Below are 21,572 nucleotides of genomic sequence, written 5' to 3'. Positions count from 1 at the left end.
GCGAGGGTGCCCCAAAAACAGTCACGATGTGAGAGAGCGACGCTCCAGCACCCGCGTGATGTGAGAGAGCGTCGACTACTTACGGGTGCACTGACCGGCCGAGACGGGGCTGCTGAGGCCGGGCGCCTGCGCTGCCACCGGTTCCAGGTCCTCCATGGTGAGCGCAAAGCCCAAGGCAGCATCAGTGGTTGTCTTGGCAAAGATCAGCCCGGCCACTTGTCCCTGCATGGTCAGCAAAGGGCCACCGGAGTTGCCGGGCTGAACATCGCCGGCCAACCTGTAAACCTGCGCAGGCGAGGGATTGTTGCCGTAAATATCCGGAACCAGAATGGTTGAAATGCCTTGGATGGTGGCCGGTTTGGATTGGAAGGGTCCGCCGTGCGGGTACCCGGCAAATGCTGCGGGACTGCCTTCGGCGAGGTCGGCGCTCAGCGGCAGTGGGCTGGACCGCAGCCCATCCACGGCCAGGACGGCGATGTCCCGCTGGGAGTCGAAGTAAACCACCCGACCCGGCAACGCGCCGCCGTCGGGGACTTCCACAACGGGCTGCGACACGCCCGCCACCACGTGCGCGTTTGTGACGACGCGCCCGGGCGAGACAACAAATCCGGAACCTGTCTGGTTCTGACCACATTCAAAGGCGGTGCCTGCGATCTTCAGGACGGACTCGGCGGCCTGGTTCAGGGCTGGAGTGTCCGTTGACTCGTTGGGAACTGGCACGGGAGTCACGGGACCAATGCCCTCAATGAGCTTGGGAATGCCATCGCCGATCACCGTGGACCGCAACTGAGCCATGGTGCTCTTGACGGGCGTCGGCGTCAGGTTGTCGATGTAGCGAATGACGCGGGACTCGGCCAACTGCTGTGACACGAACGGCACACCCAGCGAACTGATGCTGAACGCCAGCATGGACATCACCAGCGCCGCCACCACCACGCTGACTGCGCCACCAATCAAGCGATCCACGGCATGCAACGGCTTGATCCGCACAGCATGGCGGACTTTTCGCCCGATCATGGTGCCCAGGCCGTGCCCCAAAGCGATAAGCACGACGGCGGCTCCCACCGTAGCGGTCAGCCTCCAGCCGCTATCGGTCACCCATCCGCTGACGAGCGGAACGGCCATGAAGGCGGCGACGGCACCGACGACAAATCCGGCAATTCCGCCAAGTGTGACCATGAAGCCATTACGGAGGCCATAGATCAGGTAGGACAGGAGCATCAAAATCAATGCCAAATCCAATATCGTCAAGCCAAACACCAATGCTCCTCATAGCCGGGTAGCGCCAATTCTAGGTGCCCACCCTGACAACTAACCGTTAGCCCGGTCACGAAACGGACTACCCAATACGCTCGCGAACGGCGTCAGTAGGGGGCTCTGCAGCTCCAAACCCGCGCCATTTCAGCGTTTCACGTGCCAAGTACGTCACAGAAGCTTAAAAATTCTGAAACAATGGCCTGAGCGCCACGACCGAAACTTATATTCAGGAGATTTCATGGACATCGAGGTATTGCGCCGCGCACCCCTCTTCGCCACCCTTGACGACGACGCATTCCGCTTGCTGACGGACGAACTCACCGAGGTGGACCTTTCACGTGGAGCTTCGGTGTTCCGCGAAGGTGACCAGGGTGACCAGCTCTACTTCATCGTTTCCGGCAAGGTAAAGCTCGGACGCACGTCCCCCGACGGCCGCGAGTCGCTCTTGGCCATTCTTGGCCCGGGTGAGCTCTTCGGCGAAATGGCGTTGTTCGATCCCAGCCCGCGAACCGCCACGGCCACCGCCGTTTCGGAGACCCGCTTGGCCGGACTCAAGAACGAGAGCCTTAACGCTCTGCTCCGCACGCGTCCTGAGGTTTCCGCGCAGCTGTTGCAGGCTTTGGCCCGCCGCCTTCGCCGCACCAATGACTCCCTGTCCGACCTCGTCTTCTCTGACGTCCCGGGCCGTGTTGCCAAGGCCCTCCTGGATCTCGCAGACCGCTTCGGCCGCCCGGCTACCGACGGCGTTCTGGTTGCCCACGAGCTCACCCAGGAAGAACTGGCCCAACTGGTGGGCGCTTCCCGCGAAACCGTGAACAAGGCACTGGCCGAGTTCGTCCAGCGCGGATGGCTCCGCCTGGAAGCCCGCGCTGTGGTCATCTTGGACATGCAGCGTCTGCGCCAGCGCTCACGCTAAAACAGCTACGAAAAAGCCGCCCCGGTGTTCTCCGGGGCGGCTTTTTTTGTTGGACGTGAGCGAGGGTCGGGCTCAAGCCCGAGGCATCTGCGAGAGGGTTGGGCTCAAGGCCGGGGGATGTGCGAGAGGGTTGGGCTCAAGCCCGAGGGATGTGCGCGAGGGTCAGAGGGTCGTGAGCCGCAGCAGGATGGCGTGCTCCGGGTTCAGGACCGGCATGGGCAGGCCCACCTCGCCCAGGAACCGTCCAGTAGCTTCAGCCCCGGACGCCAGCCAAGGTGCCGGCTTTGCTTCGATGAAGGTATGCCCGTAGTCGGCATCCCCGACTGCAGGGAAGATCGCCTCCACACGGTATGAACGGGTGGGATCCAGCCCCGGGATGGTTACCCGTCCGGGTTGTTCGCCAAAGCCTGTTCTGGTCTTCACCACGGCGAAAAGGGCGGCGGTTGCACCGGCCGGTGGAGCGTCGGCAACCACGCCGTGCACCATCAGTGACTCGTCCGGGACATCGGCCCGCACCATTCGGCCACTGTGGATGAGGCCACGGTGTTCCTTGTAGAGACTTATGAAGCGCTTGAGTTCTGCGCGCTCCTCTCCGGCGACGGAGCGGACGTCCCACTCCATGCCGAAGTGACCGAACAGGGCCGTGATGGCTCGGAACGAGAGGTCGTGCGTCCGCCCGGTGGTGTGCGAAGTAGTGGGCCCGATGTGCCCGCCGACCAACTCCGGCGGAACCACCATCCCGGTCCATCGCTGGATGGTTTGCCGCTCCAAGGCGTCATTGCAGTCCGAAGCCCAGATGCGGTCCGTGCGCTCCAGGATGCCGAGGTCCACACGCGCGCCGCCGGAGGAGCAGCTTTCGATCTCGACACCCGGATGGGCTGCACGAAGGGCGTCGAACAGCCGGTACGCCGCAAGGGTTTGCTCATGCACGGAAGCTCGCCCCGCATGCCCGTGCTCCAGAAGGTCGCGGTTCTGATCCCACTTGAGGTAGCTGATCTTGTTCTCACGCAGCAGGGTGTCCATGCGGTCGTAAATGTACTGCCAGGCGTCCGGATTGACCAGATCGATCACGTGCTGCTGCCGCCACGCGAGCGGCAGGCGGCCACCGTCCTTGTGGGATGCAGCGGAGGGCCCCACGATCCACTCCGGGTGTGCCCTGGCGATGTCGGAGTCCATATTGACCATTTCCGGCTCAACCCACAGCCCGAACTCCATGCCGCGGCTGGTCACGGCATCAATCAACGGAGTCAGCCCGTCAGGCCAGACGGTCTCATCCACGTACCAGTCACCCAGCCCGGCGTGGTCGTCGCGGCGCCCGCGGAACCAGCCGTCGTCGAGCACAAAACGCTCAACGCCCAGGTCCGCAGCGGACTCGGCGAGTTCGATCAGCGTCTCCAAATCATGGTCGAAGTACACCGCTTCCCAGGTGTTGAGTACCACTGGGCGGGCCTTTCCGGACACCGCGCCCACATGGTGCGGGCGTGCACGGAACCATGCGTAGAACGCCTCGGAAATTCCATCCAACCCACGGTCTGAGTAAGCGGCGAACAGGGCAGGGGTGGTGTAGCTTTCGCCGGGCTGCAGAACTACTTCGGCTGGCCCCAGGAGCTCGGAACCGCCGATCATGGTTCGGCCGTCCGCAACGTTGTCCGCGAATTGCTCGTGATTCCCGCTCCAGGCCAGATGCGTGGCCCACACCTTGCCGTGCCGGTTCCCGAAGCCCGCAGTTCCTGCGGCCAGCAGCAGCGAGGAATCGTGCCCGGTGCGGCCGTGCCGGCCCGTGCGGACCCAGGTTCCTTGCTGAATGGCCCGCCGCTGTGGGTGCCGCTCCCGGCACCAGCGGCCGGTCAGGTCCAAAAGTTCGACGGCGTCCCGCGCCACCGGGAGCATCGTGGCCAATTCATCCACCTGGAAAGGCGACGTACCGTGGTTGCTGACCGTGTGCTTCAGTTCGAGAAGCCCGCCCCGGTGCAAGGTGAGGTTGCTGGTCACGGTGATGCCGGCGTCGGGATCCGACTGGACAATCACGGCTGTGCCGCCATCCGCCGTCGCACTCGCCACGCGCAGGCGTACTGAGAAATCGAAGCCGGGAACGCCGTCCGTGATGCGGTGGCCTCGAAGCCCCGGGCGTCCCTGCCACGACGACGACGCCTGCGGGAGGAGCCCGGCGGGGACGTTTGCATCGATGGAGGACGGCGGGATGGGCTCGTTGAGGATGGCCAGGTCCGGCAACGTATCTCCTACGTCGGCTCCCCAGTGGATGATCTCAGCCTCTCCACGGTGGGTGGCGATCACCAGGCTGGTACCTGCGGAACGGAGATGGAGCGGGTGCATGTATGAAGTCGCTTTCGGATTGGGAGGAGAGTGACATGGGGTGTTGCGGGGCCCGCTCTGCGCGCTTCGTGCGGAAAATAAAGCGCAGAGCGGGCCCCACAACGGGTGAGTTGAAGCGGGTGGGGCTACTTGAAGAGATTGTTGACCTGGTTGTTGGCTTCGGTCAACGAGGATGCGGGCTTCTTGCCGGAGAGCACAGCATCCATGGCCGGCTTTATGATGCCGTCAACCTTGGCGGCTTTGTCCGCGATCGGGAAGAGGAACGTGGTGCCGTCCTTCACGTGGGTGGTGAAGGCGGTAACGTCTGTGCCCTTATCCGCGAAGGCCTTCGCGGCGATCTCGGATGAGCTGGTGATGGCCGGGAAGACCACAGCCTTGCTTGCTACGACGTCCTGGCATGCCGTGGAGCCCAGGTATTCAACCCACTTGACGCTTGCTCCGGGGTTCTTGGTGCCTGCCCAGATGGAGTCGGCCAGGCCGTTGAACATGGAAGCGCGCTTGCCGTCCGGGCCCTTGGGCGTGGGAGCGAAAGCTGTTTCGATCCCCTTGTAGGTCTTGTACTGGCCGATCAGCCAATCCCCGTTGGTGTTGATGGCAGACTTACCAGCGCCGAAGCTGTCCGGCATGCTGGCACCCACGGTGGTCTCCAGCTTGGGCATGTAGCCCTTGTCCACCAGTCCTGCCCACCAGGCGATGGTTTCCTGGAAACGGGGGTCGTCGTAGTTGAACTTGCTGCCCCACGGGTTCTTGTCCGTCGCGGTCCAGCCGGTGGTTGCTGTCAGGAAGCTCCACTCCGTCTGGCCCTGTCCCGAACCGCTACCTGTCAGGCCCAGTCCATAGGTGGCCACGTTGTTCTTATCAAAGCCTGCTTCGTCCCCGCGCTTGCCGTTCTTGTCCACAGTCAGGTGCGCGATGGTCTTCTCGTAACTGCCGCCATCCTTGGGGTTCCAGTCCAGGTTGGCCATCTGATCTGCACTGATTCCGGCAGCGTCTGTCATGGCCTTGTTGTAGAACAGGCCCACGGTGTCCCAGTCCTTCGGGAGGCCGTAGCGTTTGCCGTCCTGACCCACCCAGAGCTCGGGGAGGCCCTTGGTGTAGGCGTCCAGCTTAATGCCGTCCTTCTCCACAGCCTCGTCCAGGGAAAGCAACTGCTTCTTGGCTGCGTATTCCGGGTACTTGGACAGGTGGTTGGTGAACACGTCCGGTGCAGTACCGGCCACGAAGCCGTTGGTCAGCGTGGTCCAGTAGTCGTCCCAGCCGCGCTGGGTGATCTTGACCTTGATGTCCGGGTTGGCCTTGGTGAAATCATCCGCGCATTGCTGATAGGCGGGGAGCTGGTTGGCGTCCCAGAGCCAGTAGTTGATTTCACCTTTGGCCTCCGTGGAGGCGGGGGAGGAGCCTCCGCAGGCGGACAGGGTCAAAGCGATGGCGGCGGCAGCAGCGGCGACGCCGAGGGTTTTCTTCATAGCGAACCTTTCGGGGTTTCTTTCAACAGGGTGTTTTCACAGCGGGGTTATTTGATTCCGGAGAATCCGATGGAGTTGACTACCTTCTTGCCGAAGGCGATGAACAGCAGGAAGATCGGCAAAGCAGCCACGAGGGTTCCGGCCATGAGTCCGGACCAGTCGAGGGCGCCTTGCGGGGACTGGGACTTGAAGACGCTCAGGCCCACGGTGAGCACCCGGACGCTCTCGTCCTGGCCCACCAGCAACGGCCAGAAGTATTCGTTCCACTGGCCGATGAAGGTCAGCAGCGCCAGGGTGGCGATGGGGGCGGCGGCGTTGGGAAGCACTATCTGGAAGAAGATGCGCAGGTGCTTGGCGCCGTCGAGCATTGCCGCTTCCTCAACCTCGCGGGACATGCTGAGGAAGAACTGGCGCAGGAAGAAGATGGCGAACGGGGTCATGAACAGGAATGGCAGGGACATGCCGGCCATGGTGTTGAGCAGGCCGAGGTTCTTGATCATGAGGAAGTTGGGCAGCGCCGTGAAGATCGGCGGGACCATCATGGTGGTCAGGAAGACTGCGAACACTTTGTTCCGGCCGGGCCAGCGCAACCGGGCGAAGGCGTAGGCAGCCATGGCGCTGAAGAACACCTGGCCGGCGGTGGTGATGGTAGCGAAGATGACGGAGTTTCGGAGGTAGAGCCAGAAGTTGATGGCGGCACCGGAGCCTCCGTCGGCGATGGCCTCTTCGGTGGTTTGCAGCCCGAGGACGCGCTTGAAGGCACCCCAGCTGAAGTCGGCCGGCACCAGGTTTCCGGCGTTGGACGCCAGTGCACTGTTGCTGGACAGCGCCGTCCGCAGCATCCACAGGAACGGGGCAATGGTCACGGCGAGGGCGACGGCCACCAGCGCCCAGGCGCCGATGCGTCGCCAGTTGAGCGGCTTCTTGCGGTTGTTTCGAGGCAGGGTTGAAGTAGTCATGGCGGTTCCTTAGTCCTTGTCCGGCCTAGTCCAGGTCCGATTCGTTGCCCTTGAGGAACTTCATTTGCACGAAGGCCACCAGGGCGAGAATGACGAACAGGATCACGGACAGGGCGGAGGCGTAGCCGAAGTCGGACTCGCCGAAGGCTTTTTGGTAGATGTACATCTGGATCACGCGGGAGGCGTTGACGGGTCCACCGTTGGTGGTCACGGCTACGGTGTCGAAGACCTGGAAGGAACCAATGACGGTAACCACCAGGACCAGCACCAACACGGGGCGGAGCAGCGGCATGGTGACGCTCCAGAACGTCCGTGTGGGGGACGCGCCGTCGAGGTTTGCTACCTCGTAGAGGTGGTTGGGGATGGATTGCAGGCCGGCGAAGATGAGCAGGGCCGTGTAGCCCATGTGCCGCCAGACGTTCACGAAGGCGATGGTGGGGATGGCCCACTGTTCGCTGCCGAAGAAGGCGACGCGGGGGAGCCCCACCCAGCTCATGACCTCGTTGACGATGCCCAGCTGGTAGTCGAGCATCCAGAACCAGAGCAGGGCCACAATGACGTTGGCCACCAGGAACGGCAGCAGGAGTGCGCCGCGAACGAAAGTGGACTTTGCCACCCGGTGCATCAGCAACGCCAGTCCCAGAGCAATGACCGTTTGGAAGCCGATGTTCAGGCCCACGTACTGGAGCGTGACGCCCATGGCGTTCCAGAAGAGTTCGTCCGCAAAGATGGCCGTGTAGTTATCGATGCCGATCCACGTTGGCTCGCCCAGGATGCTGTACTCGGTGAAGCTGAGGTAGATGCCGCGGATGGTGGGGATCAGAAAGAACGCAACGAAGCCGATGACGGCCGGGAAGATGAAGAAGAGGGCGATTCTGAGATCGCCGAGACGGCTGGTCATGCTCCGTTTGGCAGGCTGTGGCTTGCGGCCGTTATGGCTCCCGGAACGCCCCGAGGCATTGCCTGGTTGCTTGGTTAGCGTGGTCATCGTCGACCCTTTCCTGACTGTGATGTGGGTAACAACTGGGAATGAATCTACACGAGTAGATTTGATGAACGCAAGCGCTGTCGCCATTTTTTGATGAAAAATGTTCAATTTTGTTGCTTTTGTTGACTCGAGTAGATTCCAATGCAAAACTCGACAGGACAGTCACATGAGGACACAGCGGAGGCTGCTTCGGCAGTCCCAGGGAAGGTAAACAATGACGTTTTCGATCGGGGTTGTGGGTGCCGGGCAGTTCGGCAGCCAGTTCGCCCACCTGTTCAAGCTCCACCCGGGCGTCAGCGCGGTTTATGCAATAGATGAACTCCCTGAGCGGGCCGCTGCGGCGCAGGAACGCTGGGGACTGGACGGCGTGATGGGCAGCTTTGAAGAGCTGCTGGACTCCGACGTCGATGCCGTGGCCATCTTCACGCAGCGCTGGACTCACGGACCACTGGTAGAGCGGGCCTTGCGCGCTGGAAAGCACGTCTACTCAGCGGTGCCCATGGCCATATCCGAAGAGGAAATTGAACGGATCATTGAGGCCGTGCGCGAGACCAAACTGGTTTACGCGATGGGTGAGACCAGCTACTACAACCCCGCCACGGTCTTCGCCCGGCAACAACATGCGGCAGGCAAGTTCGGCCGCATCTTCTACACAGAGGGCGATTACGTCCACGACATGGACCTCGGGTTCTACGAGGCGTATCAGTACAGCGGCGGAGACCGGTGGAAGGAAACCGCCAGCTACCCGCCCATGCTCTACCCCACCCACGCCATAGGCGGGGTCCTCGGCGCCGTCCCCGGCCATGCCGTCAGCGTCAGCTGCATCGGCGTCAAGGACCAGCGGGGCGACGGCGTCTTCGACAAAGACGTCAGCATGTTCGCCAACGACTTCTCCAACGCCACGGCGCTGTTCGAAATGAACGACGGCGGTGCGATGCGCACCAACGAGATGCGCCGCGTAGGGTACCCCTCCCATATCCGCGAGTCCCGCTTCCGTTTCTTCGGCACCGACGCCAGCTTTGAGCAACTTGCCACCACCACCGTGTGGCAGGACAAGTCCACCGTGGAAGACGTGTCCGAGCAGGTGGAAACGAAGCCCACCATGTCCCTGGATGACCCATCCCTGGCAGACGTTGCGCCGGAGCTGCGGGATGCCTTCATCTCCGGGCTGGCTCCGGTACACGACCAGTCCAGGCTTCCCCAGGAATTCCTCGGAGCGCCCAACGGGCATGAAGGAAGCCACCAATTCCTGGTGGACGACTTTGTCACCGCCGTGAACAACCGCAGCCTTCCTCCCGTTAACGCCTGGGTCGCGGCCCGCTTCACGGTGCCGGGAATCGTAGCCCATGAGTCCGCACTCCGTGGCGGGGAGCGCCTTCCCATCCGCGACTTCGGTGATGCTCCAGTGGAGTAGCTAGCATTTACCTCATGACAACTTCGGCGGTACAAACCTCGCGCGGCCCGGTTACACGCAAAGACGTGGCCCGGTACGCCGGGGTGAGTACCGCCGTCGTGAGTTATGTGGTGAACGGTGGGCCCAAGAACGTGGCCCCGGCAACGGAAGCCAAGGTTCGGGAGGCCATCCGTGTCCTCGGATACCGGCCCAACGCTGCCGCCCGTGCCCTCAAACTGGGGTCCAGCGAAACCATTGGCGTGGTGGTTCCGGACAACACCAACCCGTTTTTCACCCAGCTGGCCCACGCCGTGGAAGATGCTGCCGCGGAACTGGGCTTCGGGATGGTTCTCACCAACTCGGACGGCAGCCTGACCCGCGAACGCAAGAACATCCGCACCCTCGCCGCCCGGCAGGTGGACGGGGTGTTCCTGGCCAGTTGTGTGTTCGACCCCGACGTTACGGAACTCGAAGCTTCCGAAATCCCCTCCGTTCTGTTGAATAACGCAGGCTCACCGCCGGGAATCAACAGCGTGGGTGTTGATCTGGAAGCCGGTGCCCGTGCCGCCGTGGAACATCTGATCGGCCACGGCCATACCAACATTGGCTTGGCGATCGGCACCAATACCGGGAACCAGCTGGACGGGCGCGAGGTAGGCTGGCTGGCCACTTTGCGTGACGCCGGACTGCCGGACGGGCCCATGCTTCACGGCCCGTTCAGCCGTCCCGGTGGCTACGAGGTAGGTAAGCGCTTCCTGGCCATGGCCAACCGGCCCACAGCGATTTTTGCAAGTAACGACATGCAGGCAATCGGTATCCTCAGGGCGCTTCATGAGGCAGGCGTTCGGGTGCCCGATGACATGGCGTTGGTATCTTTCGATGGATCGCTGGACGCCGAATACAGCTGGCCCGCCTTGACCACAGTTGCGCAGCCGGTCAAGGCGATGGCCGAAGCCGCCGTGCAGGCACTGGTGGGCAAGGGCCGCGGAGAAGAGCTGCAACACCAGATCCTGCCCACCGAGTTGATCATCCGTCAGTCCTGCGGCTGCAAGTAGCCCGGGAAGGACGACGGCGGGCGGCCGGCTACGAATCCATGCTCGCGTAGCGCTCGGGCCGGGCCAGGACCTGGCCGATCTGTGCGGTACCCGCGGCAACAGCCAGCCGGACCAGCAGGAACCCGGCAGCGAACACGCCACCGATGGTCAAAATGACCACGGGCTGGGTCAGCAGCGCAGCGCCGGTCAGCGGCAGAACCAGAACGGCCGCCGCTGCAGCTGAGATGCCTGCCACGAGGAACAGCGGCGACATCACGGCCTTGACCCTCGCCGCCACCATGAGCTTCCGCGGCATGCCAACCCTGTCCAAGGCCACCAGCGTCGAAGCCCGGTCCAGCACTGCGGCAGCCTGGTTGACGCCCGCTGAGCAGGCGACCATCAGGAACGAGCCCAACAGGGTGATCATCACACCGGTGTTGATGTCGCGGACAAGCAGAGTAGTTTCGGCGTCGGCGCCGGTTCCCATGGTGTCCGCCACCGCCATGCCCACACCCACGAACACGCCCACAAAACTGGTCATCGCGACGCCCCCAACCTGCCGCCACGATTCCTTGGGGCTTTCCAGCACGGTCCGCGCTGCCAGCAGTTGCTCAGGCTTCTTGGCGTGCTTGAGTTGCGAGGAGGCCCGCAGCCGCAGGATCCACGGTCCCATGAGGTTCAACGCCAGCAGGGCCAAACCGAAGCAGCCGCCCATCACCGCGATGATCACAATGAACGCGCCAAAGCTGCTGAGCATCCCCATCGCCACCACTCCGATGACCACCACCACAGCTGCGATGAGTCCGCGAACCCAGTGCGCGCCGTCGGCCGTTTGCCGGGTCCGGACGCCCAACGGCGTCACCACAACCTTCCGGAGCCCCAACGCGGCACTCGCCGCTGCAAGGACACAGACGGCCAGCACGCAGCCGAGGATGGACGGAACGGACAACCACGCATGGGTTCCGATTGCTTGTCCCCGGAACTGGATCAATCCCAGGAACGGTGCTGCGCAGGCGTATAGCCCCGCCCCGGCCACAGCTCCCACGGCTGCGAGGACGGTTGACTCTATGACGGTCATCCAGACCACCGTGGCGCTGTTGGCGCCCAGCAACCGCAAGGATGCCAAACGGTCATCACGACGGCGGGCGGCGAGTCGGGCGGCCGAGGCACCGAGCGTCAACAATGGGATGATCAGCAGCACCATGGCCACCACGGCCAAGGCTTGGTAGGTGCCGGCGATGTCGTCAGACCAGGACCAGAAAACCTGTGAACCGCCGGCCACGGTGAGCAGTAGGGCCGTAACCGTCCCGAAAGCGAGGATGGGGAGTCCGGAATCGCGAAGACCGGCTTCCCGGAAGCTGCTTCCGTTGCTTCGGGCGAGGTACGGGGTGAGGCGCAGGGCCATGGAGAGACTAGACATTGAAGGCACCCTTGAAGTTGGCGGACGGCGCTGCCGGTGGGTTTGGCACTGCCTGTGCGGCTGGCGCTGCCGGGCCGGGAGCCGGAACTGTGCCGCTGTCTGCCACGATCCTGCCATCGCGCAACTCCACAACGCGCTCGCAGCGGGCCGCGACGTTGGGATCGTGCGTGACCACCAGAAGCGTCCGGCCGTTCGCGGCCACGGAGTGCAGGAGCACGTCCAGGACTTCCTTGGAGGTGGCAGAATCCAAAGCGCCGGTGGGCTCGTCCGCGAACACTACCCGGGCGCCTGTGACTTGGGCACGGGCGATGGCCACGCGCTGCACCTGTCCACCGGAGAGCTCACCGAGCCGGCGTTGTTCCATTCCGGCCAATCCCAAAGCCGCCAACCATTCGGCGGCCCTGGCCTCCGAAGTAGCACGGTCTGTGCCGTTGAGCATCAGGGCCAGCGCCACGTTTTCCAAGGCAGTTAACTCCGGAAGAAGCATGCCCTGCTGGAACACAAACCCAAATTCCTCGCGCCGCAGCCGGGACAGCGCGGCATCTCCCAAGGTATCCAGCCGCAAAGGTGAGGAAGGAGTGTTCAAGGTGATGGCTCCGGCGTCGGGCCTCAAAATTCCGGCGAGGCAGTGCAAAAGTGTGGTCTTTCCGGAACCTGAGGGTCCGATGATCGCAATGGACTGGCCGGCACTTGCTGTGAAGTCGACGTTGTCCAAGGCGATGCTGCCGGGGTAGTGCTTGGTGAGCTGCTGGGCGTGGAGGATGGCGTTCATGTATCCAGCATCCCTGCAGGCCCTGCGCCGGGGCGTCAGTCCCGCGGCTGAACTCTGCGGGCGGGCCTCCACCCGGGGTATGAGATGCGCGGCCAGTACATGAAGACTTCTTCATCCTCGTTTCATGAAGGCCTCATGCAGGCCTGTAACGATGAATGCATGCAAACGATGCGACGAGTTCTCCTGTTGGGGGCGATGCTCCTGGTTCCGGTGCTCCTTGCGGTGGCCGGAACCCTGCTCGCGGCTCCATCGGGACCACCCGAGGTGGATGCGAATCCGATCGAACTGGGGCCAGGTCCGGACGGCCGGCCTGCGCCGGGCCTGGAACCCACGCCGGATCCGGATCCCTTGCCGTCCACGCCGGCACCGACAGCGCCGCCTGCAACCCCAGCACCGGAGACGCCCGCAACTCCGGCGCCGCCCGCAACTCCGGCGCCGATTATCCCGCCGGCCCCAGCACCGGTACAGCCGCCGGCCCCGGTGCCGGTGGTGCCCCCGGTGGTCATTGACGACGACGATGACGCCGGCGAGGTGGAGGACTGATGACAATGACGGACACTCCATCCCAACAGGTCGCACTGCCCGCCGTCCCGGATCGGCACCCCCGAACCAAAGGTCCGGGAGCCCGGCTTGGGTCCAGGGTTCCCGCCCGTTGGCGGATCGCGGCCTGGATACTGCTCACCACGGCGCTGACGCTGCTGGCGGTCATGCTCACCATGCGGTCATTGCTCTTGAACGGCGCCCAGACCCAGGCTCATCAGGACATCACCCAGGAACTGCAGGAGTTCCGTGCGTTCGCCGCTGAAGGCGTTGACCCCACTACGGCCAAGCCTTTCAGCTCCATAGAGAAGATGCTGGAGATCTTCCTCAGCCGCCAATCGGCCGCACAAGGGGAAGTCATTGTTGGCAGCGTGGGCCAACGCACCCTGTATACGCCTACCGGTGCCTTGAGCTCGCAGACCGGCGGCCATGACTTGCCCCGGGACCAAGCACTGATGGACTCCATCCGGACCGGCAACGCCTCATCCGGTATTGCCCGGACCAGCGAGGGGGAAATGCACTGGGTTCGCCTCCCGGTGGTCTCGGGCAGTGAAACCGGGCACCTCATTGTGGGCACCTACATGGGACCCCGGGAGGATCAGGTAGCCGGAACTGTGTTGACCATTTTCTTCGTCTCCCTTGGCGGCCTGGCCGTGACAGCGGGCATTGCCTGGCTGGTGGCCGGACAGATCCTCTCACCTGTCCGGGAAGTCCGAAGGGTGGCGGAGGACATCTCGGAGAATGACCTCACCGCACGGGTCCCTGTTCGGGGCAACGACGACATTTCGGCGCTGGCCGTGACCTTCAACACCATGCTGGACCGGCTTGAATCGGCTTACCGAACTCAACGGGCATTCGTGGATGACGCTTCGCATGAACTTCGCACACCCATCACCGTGATCCGCGGCCACCTTGAACTGATGGAGGATGACGAAGCCGACAGGGCCCGCACCCTGACCTTGGTGGACGATGAACTCGCAAGAATGGGCCGGATTGTCTCGGACCTGCTGCTGTTGGCGAAAGTGGACCGCCCCGGCTTCGCGCAACCGCGGCGTACCGACGCTGCCACTCTCCTGCTTGATATCGAGGCCAAAGCCCAAGTGCTTGGTCCAAGGGGGTGGCCCATCCTGGAAATCGCGGAGGGAAGCGTCACAGTGGACGCTCAACGCATCACCCAGGCCGTGCTGCAATTGGCCACCAATGCCTGCCAGTACTCCCCGGAGGACAGCACCGTCAGCCTTGGCTCGCGCTTCGAAGGCGAGGGCAGTTCCCGTCGCTTTACCCTCTGGGTTTCAGATCACGGCAGGGGCGTTGAAGAGGACGAAGCCGCCCGGATTTTTGGCCGGTTCCATCGGGGCCACGCAGCCCAGGAAGCTGATAGGGCCCGGCCTGGTGCCGGATTGGGTCTGGCAATTGTTCGCAGCATCGCCGAGGCGCATCACGGTACTGCCTGGGTCCGCAGTACTCAGGGAAACGGCGCCACGTTCGGCATCACGGTGCCCTCGCCGGTTTTCGACGGCGACCCCGCCACCAACGGTGACCACGTCACCAGCGGCGACCACGTCACCAGCAGCGACCCCGTCACCAGCGGCGACCACGTCACCAGCAGCGACCCCGTCACCAGCGGCGACGCCGACGCCGCAGCCGTGGACGGCAGTGTCACCAAACGCCTGGATCAACTGAAGGAGCACCACAAGTGAGCAGGATCCTGATTGCCGAGGATGACCGGCGGATTTCCGATTTCATCGAGAAGGGCTTGAGGGCCGCAGGCTACACCTGCCTCACCGTGGACGATGGAGCCAGTGCTCTGCTGCTGGCGAGGTCCGGCGAGTTCGGCATGATCATCCTGGACATTGGCCTTCCCATGCTCAGCGGCTTTGAAGTATTGGAGCGCCTTCGCAGTGAGGGGTCCAAGACGCCGGTGATCGTGCTGACCGCCAGTGATTCTGTGGCGGACACCGTGTACGGGCTGGAAAGCGGCGCCAATGATTACATGACAAAGCCGTTCCAGTTTGCCGAGCTCCTGGCGCGAATCCGCCTGCGTCTGAATGACGACTCTGACTCGGCCCCGGTCCTGACCCTTGCCCATGAGGACATGGTGCTGGACCTACGGAGTCGCCGGGTGCGCGTGGGTGAAGCCGGCGCCGACCTCACAGCCCGCGAGTTCTCCCTCCTGGAAGTTTTCCTTCGCCACCCCGGCCAGGTGTTGAGCAGGGAACAGCTGATCTCCCATGCCTGGAACATGGACTTCGATCCCGCATCAAATGTGGTGGACGTCTATGTCCGGGCGCTCCGGGCAAAGATTGGGGCGGAGCGGCTGGAGACCATCCGCGGTGCGGGATACCGATTGACATGAGTCAGGTCTATTACAGCTCCGTGCCTCAGACCCCGGAAGGTCCATCCGAGCAGGACGGAACACGGAGAGTCCTTGGGATCTTCCGTCCTTCAGCGGCCATAGCCTTGCTCGTGGCAATCGCCTTGATGGTGGCCCTGGCGGTCAACTCAGTCAATGGTTGGGGCCTGGATGGTCATGCGGCCGTGACACTCTGCGTCTTTGTGGCCGCCATCTGGTTCTGGATTTTCTCCGCCGTGGAGGACACCTACGTTGCCCTTGGCGCCGCCGTCGTGCTTGTCATCAGCGGCACGCTCCCCACGGAGAGTCTCTTTGCGGCGCTGGGTGAGGACTCCATTTGGCTGCTGATGGCGGCGTTCGTCATTGCCAGTGCCGTTGCTTCAACCGGACTGGCGGCCAGAGGTGCGGCGTTCATTCTCTCCGGTGCGCGTTCGGTGAGGCAGTTGGCCTACTTGTCCTGCCTCGGGCTGGTGGTCACAGCTTTCGCCATTCCGGCCACGTCCGGACGCGCGGCCCTGGTGTTGCCTATCTTCCTGACGCTGCGGAAGGTGTTCAAGGACCGGCCATCATTGGTGAAGATGCTTGCGGTGTTGTTTCCCACGGTCATACTTCTTTCCGCAGTGGGATCCTTCCTCGGTGCAGGCGCACATCTGATCACCAGCCAAATCCTTCAATCGGCCGGTTACCCGGGCTTCGACTTCGCATCCTGGTTACTGCTTGGCCTTCCCCTGTCCCTGGCATCGTCCTTCATGGCCACTGAGCTGGTGCTGCGGCTCTTTAGCTCCAGCAGTGACCGGGCCGAGCCGTTGGCTGTGAAGCTTAGCCAGTTGCAGGCGGATAACACCCAGCGCATCAGCGGGCCGCTGGACCTGAATGAGCAACGTTCGTTGTTGCTGCTGGCGGCCGTGGTGGCACTCTGGTGCACCGAACCCATCCACGGACTGGATCCGGCACTGGTGGCGTTGATGGGCGCGCTGGTGGTGTCCTTGCCCGCCTATGGGTCCGTCACGTTGGCAGCTGCCCTGAAGAAAGTGCCGTGGTCCATGCTGATTTTCATGGCCGCCACCCTGGCCCTGGGTTCGAGCTTGGTGACCACTGGGGCGGCGGGCTGGTTAGCGGCTTCCCTGGTAGGACCTGTTGCCGTCTTCGGGGCGGCAAAGCCATACGTCTTTGTGGTGGTGGTGGTGCTCGCTTCAACAGCGGCCCACTTGGTGATCCAGTCGCGTTCGGCCCGCTCGGCGGTACTCATTCCTATGGTGGTGGCCACAGCGGCTCCCATGGGAGTGGACCCCGTGGCCGTGGCCTTCGCATCCACAGCAGCAGCGGGCTTCTGCCACACCCTTACCAGCTCGGCCAAACCAGTGGCCATCTTCGCTGAAACGGATGGCCGGCTCAACTATGAGCCCGCTGACCTGCTCCGGCTCTCGGCCTGGTTGGCACCGTTGAGTGCCGTGCTGGTTCTGCTGTTCAGCTTTTTCCTCTGGCCGCTCCTTGGTCTGCCGCTCTTCACTTCGCCGTAATCCACAACTTCGCCATTCCTATAAGAAACAGGTGTCCTCATGGTCATGTCCATTCCGCAACGGATTCTGGTAGCTCCTTCCGGTTTCAAAGAAAGCCTTGATGCCGTGGAAGTAGCAGCGGCAATCTCTGCCGGCATCCGCCGCGTCATTCCGGGAGTGAGCATCAACGCAGTACCCATGGCCGATGGCGGCGAGGGCACTGCCGCTGCGCTCGCCAGCGCTACGGCGGGGAAGATCATCCGTACCCGGGTTACCGGGCCGGTGGGGGAGCCGGTGGATTCGCACTTTGCCGTCCTGGGCAGGGTGGACCGGCCCACCGCAGTAGTTGAGATGGCAGCAGCTGCGGGCCTTCGCCTGGTGCCGGGGACCATGCGCAATCCGGGGAAGACCACCACCTTTGGTGTGGGCGAGTTGATCCTTGCGGCGCTGGATCAGGGCGTGGAAAGGATCGTGGTGGGGTGCGGTGATTCCGGAACGTCCGACGGCGGTGCGGGCGCCTTGCGTGCCTTGGGCGTGCGGATCCTTGACGCGCACGGCAGGGAACTTCCCGAAGGTGGGGCCGCCCTGTGCAACGCAGGAAGTGTGGACTTCTCCGGACTGGATCCCCGGCTGGCCGCTTGCCAACTGGAGCTGGCGCTGAACCCGTTCAATGTCCTGTGCGGTCCGCAGGGAGTTGCCCGGGTGTTCGGTCCCCAAAAAGGGGCTACGCCGGATCAGGTGGAGGAGTTGTCCCAAGGACTGGACCGTTGGGCCGGTTTGCTGGCTGAGGCCACTGGCATGCCGGAGGAGTTCTTGAGGAACGGGCAGGGAACCGGTGCATCCGGTGGACTTGGCGCTGGTCTTGCAGCCGTGGGTGCGCGGCTGGTGCCACGGTTCGAGCTCTTGCTGGACTCCGGACTGGCCGGGATAGACCTCGATGCCCATATTGCCAAGGCGGATCTTGTGGTCACGGCTGAGGGCGCCATAGATTTCCAAACACCCCGCGGCAAGGTTCCGGCGGAGGTAGCAAGGCGAGCACAGCGTGCCGGCGTGCCGGTGCTGGCCTTCGCCGGTTCCATCGGCAAGGACGCAGCTGACGTTCATGCTGCGGGAATCGATGCCATTGCCGGGATCATTCCCATTCCCATGGACTTGAACCGGGCTGTAGCAGAGGGTGCCATGCTCCTTCAGGAGGCCACTGAGCGTACGTTCAGGGTTCTGCTGCTGGGATCGGCTATTTCGTCCAGGGTGGGGGCTGCAGCGTAGTTCCTACGCTTCGGCGATCCGCAGTTTTGCCACGTTCTCGGCCAGCACGCGCCGTGCGTCCTCGCCTAGCAGCGAGTCCGTGATCAGCTCGTCGGCTTCTTCCAACCGTGCGATCGAGGCTATGCCCACCACACCCCACTTGCTGTGATCTGCCAGGATCACTGTGCTCCGTGCGGAGGTCATGAAAGCGCGGTTGGTTTCGGCCTCCAACAGGTTGGGCGTGGTGAATCCGGCGTGCGCATCCATGCCGTGGACGCCCAGGAACAGGACGTCCAAATGGAGTTGCTTCAGCGATGAGGTGGCTATGGGGCCCACCAGTGCATCAGAGGGGGTCCGCTCTCCACCGATCAGGATCACGGTGGAGCCGAAGCGTGCGGGCCCTGATGAGGAGCCGTGGTGGAAGAGGTCGGCGATGCGTACCGAGTTGGTGACCACGGTGATGCGGGGTCCGTTGACGAGTTCCTTGGCCAAGGCCCAGGTGGTGGTGCCGGCGCCCAGGCCAATAGCCATGCCTTCCTGGACCAGGGCTGCTGCTTCCACCGCTATGGCGTGCTTTTCGGCAGGCAGTTGCGTGGATTTCAGTTCGAATCCGGGCTCGTGGGTGCTGGCGTCACCGGGAAGTTTCGCTCCGCCGTGGATGCGTTCAACGCGGCCGGCTTCTTCGAGTGCTTCGATGTCACGGCGCACAGTCATGGGGGAGACGCCCAGGAGTTGGGCGAGGTCCGAGACACGCACCACGCGTTCGCGTTGGACGGCGTCAATGATGGCGGAGTGGCGTGCTGCCTGAAGCATCAGTGCCTTTCTGGGAACCTCGTCAAACATGGGGCTGAGTCTGGCTCCAGTCTAGGGCGCAGGGCACCGGCAGCACGGCAGGCCATGCGCGACGGCGCCGCTCGCCTGCGAAGGTGAGCGACGCCGTCGTTATTCCACTGTGCGGGACGCTACTTGCGGAGCGATTCCGCAATCTGTTGCATGATGCCGGGGTCTGCCAGTGTGGTGGCGTCGCCGGTATCGCGGCCTTCTGCGATGTCCTTGAGCAGGCGTCGGACAATTTTTCCGGAGCGCGTCTTGGGCAGTTCCGGAACGATCAGCAGCTGCTTGGGCTTGGCAATGGGACCAATTTCCTTGCCCACGTGGTTGCGCAGTTCCAGGACTGTCTCGTCACCGTTGTTGACGGCGTCACCGCGGAGGATGACGAACGCGACGACGGCCTGTCCGGTGGTCTCGTCAGCGGCACCCACAACGGCCGCTTCAGCGACTGACGGGTGGCTGACCAGTGCGGACTCGATCTCCGTGGTGGAGAGGCGGTGTCCGGAAACGTTCATGACGTCGTCCACACGGCCCAGGAGCCAGACATCGCCGTCCTCGTCCTTCTTGGCCCCGTCTCCGGCGAAGTACATGGCTTCGAAACGGGACCAATAGGTGTCCTTGAAGCGTTCCGGGTCACCCCAGATGCCACGCAGCATGGACGGCCACGGTTCACGGACCACCAGGTAGCCGCCTTCGCCGTTGGCCACGGACTGGCCGTTCTCATCCACTACGTCCACGGCGATGCCGGGAAGCGGAACCTGCGCCGAGCCGGGCTTGGTAGCCGTGACACCGGGCAGCGGGGCGATCATCTGCGCACCGGTTTCGGTCTGCCACCAGGTGTCCACGATCGGGGCCGGGTGTTCCTTCTTTTCACCGTTCTTGCCGGCGTTGGCACCGATGACGTCGCGGTACCACATCCACGCCTCGGGGTTGATGGATTCGCCCACCGAGCCCAGCACCCTGATGGAGGAGAGATCGTACTTGTCCGGGATGTCCCGGCCCCACTTCATGAACGTCCGGATGGCAGTAGGGGCGGTGTACAGGATGGAGACCTTGTACTTCTCCACGATCTCCCACCAACGGCCCTGGTGCGGGGAATCCGGGGTGCCTTCGTACATGACCTGGGTGGCGCCGTTGACGAGCGGCGCGTAGGTGACGTACGAGTGGCCGGTGACCCATCCGACGTCGGCGGTGCACCAGTACACGTCCGTTTCCGGGTGGAGATCGAACACGGACTTGTGCGTGTACGCGCCCTGGGTGAGGTAGCCGCCTGTGGTGTGCAGGATGCCCTTGGGCTTACCGGTGGTGCCGGAGGTGTAGAGGATGAACAGCGGGTGCTCGGAGTCGTGTCCGACGGCGGTGTGCTCTGTATCTGCCCTGTCTACAGTGTCGCTCCACCAAAGGTCGCGGCCTTCAACCCAGTTGACGTCCTCGCCGTTGCGCTTGACCACCACCACGTTCTGTACTGTATGACCTTCTTTGGACAGGGCTTCGTCCACGGCAGGCTTCAAGGCGCTGGGCTTGCCGCGGCGGTAGGTGCCATCGGCGGTGACCACGAGCTTGGCCTCGGCGTCCTCAATCCGGGAGCGCAGGGCATCAGCGGAGAAACCGCCGAACACTACAGAGTGCACGGCGCCGATCCTGGCGCAGGCCAGCAAGGTGATGACGGCCTCGGGGATCATGGGCAGGTAAACGGCCACGCGGTCGCCCTTGGCCACGCCGAGGGATTCGAAAGCGTTGGCGGCCTTCTTGACCTCTTCGGTCAGCTGCGCGTACGTGTAGCTGCGGGAGTCTCCGGGCTCGCCCTCAAAGTAGATGGCAACGCGATCGCCCAAGCCGTTCTCCACGTGGCGGTCCAAGGCGTTGTAGGCCGCGTTGATCTCACCGCCCACGAACCATTTGGCGAACGGCGGGTTGGACCAATCCAAGGCCTCGGTGAAGTCCTTGTCCCAGCTCAGCAACTCGCGCGCCTGCTTGGCCCAGAACGCGGGACGGTCCTTTTCTGCCTCGCTGTAGGCATCCGCGCTTGTCACAGCGTTGGCGGCGAACTCCGCCGATGGCGCGAACCTGCGGTTCTCGTGGAGGAGGTTTTCAAGTGCCTCCACATGTGCGGCCGGACCGTTCTGAGCAGTTGACGCTGCAGCGGTGGCCGTGGATCCGGTGGTGTCCTGGGACATGGTGAACCTCATCATTCATCGATCTTTGCTGCGCGGATCCTTGCGTGGGATTCCCGCCCGGGCCGTCGTCGGCGTCGGGCGCGTCCCTCCAAGGGTCCGCAAAGTGCTGTCCGGCATCAACACTATCGCTTAGCGATGTACTACGTGTGCGTCGTCACAAATGCGGCCGTGAGCGGCGCAGATTTAGCGACGAATGGTTGCAGCAGCGGTGAGGAACCGTTTACATGACGCACGACGGCGGCCCCGGACTGTTGCTGCCCGCGGGGCATTTGCGGGCAGGGATCTGTAAGGAACCTTGGAGTTTGCTGTGGGCGAAGCGGGATGGCCGTTTTCAGCTAGAACCCTGTCAGTGGGGTGACATAGGCTGAAGAAGTCTTGGGACGCACTT

17 protein-coding genes are annotated in these 21,572 nt (G+C 63.4%); 8 read left to right on the top strand and 9 right to left on the bottom strand.

Annotated features, from left to right (window positions below; all coding sequences use genetic code 11):
* Positions 1-75: 75 nt before the first annotated feature.
* Entirely contained in the window at positions 76-1,260 is a 1,185-nt protein-coding gene (locus ABI796_RS15890) for a MarP family serine protease (RefSeq protein WP_141281096.1), read from the bottom strand.
* A 235-nt stretch (positions 1,261-1,495) separates the two neighbouring features.
* Here ABI796_RS15890 and ABI796_RS15885 point away from each other — a divergent pair, with 235 nt between their 5' ends.
* Complete coding sequence (locus ABI796_RS15885) at positions 1,496-2,173, top strand: Crp/Fnr family transcriptional regulator (RefSeq protein ID WP_011775987.1); 678 nt, start codon at positions 1,496-1,498, stop codon at positions 2,171-2,173.
* Positions 2,174-2,335: 162 nt separating this feature from the next.
* Here the strand turns inward: ABI796_RS15885 and ABI796_RS15880 are convergent, their stop codons facing one another.
* The 4 genes from ABI796_RS15880 to ABI796_RS15865 form a co-directional block, all read right to left on the bottom strand.
* On the bottom strand, positions 2,336-4,507 hold the full coding sequence (locus tag ABI796_RS15880; protein WP_141281098.1) for an alpha-galactosidase: 2,172 nt from the start codon (positions 4,505-4,507) through the stop codon (positions 2,336-2,338).
* A gap of 125 nt (positions 4,508-4,632) precedes the next feature.
* Positions 4,633-5,973 carry a sugar ABC transporter substrate-binding protein gene (locus tag ABI796_RS15875; RefSeq protein ID WP_141281100.1) on the bottom strand — a complete coding sequence of 447 codons (1,341 nt, stop codon included), beginning with the start codon at positions 5,971-5,973 and terminating at the stop codon, positions 4,633-4,635.
* Between the two features lie 47 nt (positions 5,974-6,020).
* Positions 6,021-6,932 (bottom strand): carbohydrate ABC transporter permease, encoded by a 912-nt coding sequence (locus ABI796_RS15870; protein WP_141281102.1) that lies wholly within the window; start codon positions 6,930-6,932, stop codon positions 6,021-6,023.
* 25 nt (positions 6,933-6,957) lie between these two features.
* Entirely contained in the window at positions 6,958-7,920 is a 963-nt protein-coding gene (locus ABI796_RS15865; RefSeq protein ID WP_141281104.1) for a carbohydrate ABC transporter permease, read from the bottom strand.
* A gap of 214 nt (positions 7,921-8,134) precedes the next feature.
* On the opposite strand from ABI796_RS15865, the gene ABI796_RS15860 reads away from it, so the two are divergent.
* Positions 8,135-9,334: a Gfo/Idh/MocA family protein gene (locus tag ABI796_RS15860; RefSeq protein ID WP_141281106.1), complete on the top strand. Its 1,200-nt coding sequence runs from the start codon at positions 8,135-8,137 to the stop codon at positions 9,332-9,334.
* 14 nt (positions 9,335-9,348) lie between these two features.
* The gene (locus tag ABI796_RS15855) at positions 9,349-10,368 is read left to right on the top strand and encodes a LacI family DNA-binding transcriptional regulator (protein ID WP_141281108.1); all 1,020 of its coding nucleotides are present in this window, start codon (positions 9,349-9,351) and stop codon (positions 10,366-10,368) included.
* A gap of 28 nt (positions 10,369-10,396) precedes the next feature.
* Here ABI796_RS15855 and ABI796_RS15850 read toward each other — a convergent pair whose 3' ends face one another.
* A complete protein-coding gene (locus ABI796_RS15850) occupies positions 10,397-11,767 on the bottom strand; it encodes an FtsX-like permease family protein (protein ID WP_246095650.1) in 1,371 nt (456 codons plus the stop codon).
* Positions 11,760-12,539: an ABC transporter ATP-binding protein gene (locus ABI796_RS15845; protein ID WP_141281110.1), complete on the bottom strand. Its 780-nt coding sequence runs from the start codon at positions 12,537-12,539 to the stop codon at positions 11,760-11,762. Before ABI796_RS15845 ends, ABI796_RS15850 begins: the two co-directional genes overlap by 8 nt.
* A 159-nt stretch (positions 12,540-12,698) precedes the next feature.
* Between ABI796_RS15845 and ABI796_RS15840 the strand changes: the two genes are divergently transcribed.
* Genes ABI796_RS15840 through ABI796_RS15820 form a run of 5 tightly spaced genes read left to right on the top strand, consistent with a single transcriptional unit; the run spans position 12,699 to position 18,197 of the window.
* A complete protein-coding gene (locus ABI796_RS15840; protein WP_141281112.1) occupies positions 12,699-13,082 on the top strand; it encodes a hypothetical protein in 384 nt (127 codons plus the stop codon).
* Positions 13,083-13,087: 5 nt separating this feature from the next.
* Entirely contained in the window at positions 13,088-14,779 is a 1,692-nt protein-coding gene (locus tag ABI796_RS15835; RefSeq protein WP_176587448.1) for a cell wall metabolism sensor histidine kinase WalK, read from the top strand.
* Positions 14,776-15,435, top strand: a complete 660-nt coding sequence (locus ABI796_RS15830; RefSeq protein WP_141281114.1) for a response regulator transcription factor — start codon at positions 14,776-14,778, stop codon at positions 15,433-15,435. The genes ABI796_RS15835 and ABI796_RS15830 overlap by 4 nt, the downstream gene beginning before the upstream one ends.
* Entirely contained in the window at positions 15,432-16,952 is a 1,521-nt protein-coding gene (locus ABI796_RS15825; RefSeq protein ID WP_141281116.1) for an SLC13 family permease, read from the top strand. Before ABI796_RS15830 ends, ABI796_RS15825 begins: the two co-directional genes overlap by 4 nt.
* 39 nt (positions 16,953-16,991) lie before the next feature.
* On the top strand, positions 16,992-18,197 hold the full coding sequence (locus tag ABI796_RS15820; protein WP_141281118.1) for a glycerate kinase: 1,206 nt from the start codon (positions 16,992-16,994) through the stop codon (positions 18,195-18,197).
* Positions 18,198-18,200: 3 nt separating this feature from the next.
* On the opposite strand, the gene ABI796_RS15815 is transcribed toward ABI796_RS15820, so the two are convergent.
* Both ABI796_RS15815 and acs read right to left on the bottom strand, forming a co-directional pair.
* Positions 18,201-18,989, bottom strand: a complete 789-nt coding sequence (locus ABI796_RS15815) for a DeoR/GlpR family DNA-binding transcription regulator (protein WP_141281483.1) — start codon at positions 18,987-18,989, stop codon at positions 18,201-18,203.
* 149 nt (positions 18,990-19,138) lie between these two features.
* Complete coding sequence (acs, locus tag ABI796_RS15810) at positions 19,139-21,184, bottom strand: acetate--CoA ligase (RefSeq protein WP_141281485.1); 2,046 nt, start codon at positions 21,182-21,184, stop codon at positions 19,139-19,141.
* Positions 21,185-21,572: the final 388 nt, after the last annotated feature.

The organism is Paenarthrobacter aurescens (assembly GCF_041549525.1).
Taxonomy (GTDB): domain Bacteria; phylum Actinomycetota; class Actinomycetes; order Actinomycetales; family Micrococcaceae; genus Arthrobacter; species Arthrobacter aurescens.
Note: the sequence above shows the minus strand (reverse complement) of the source record. Positions and strands in the feature narration are given on the sequence as shown.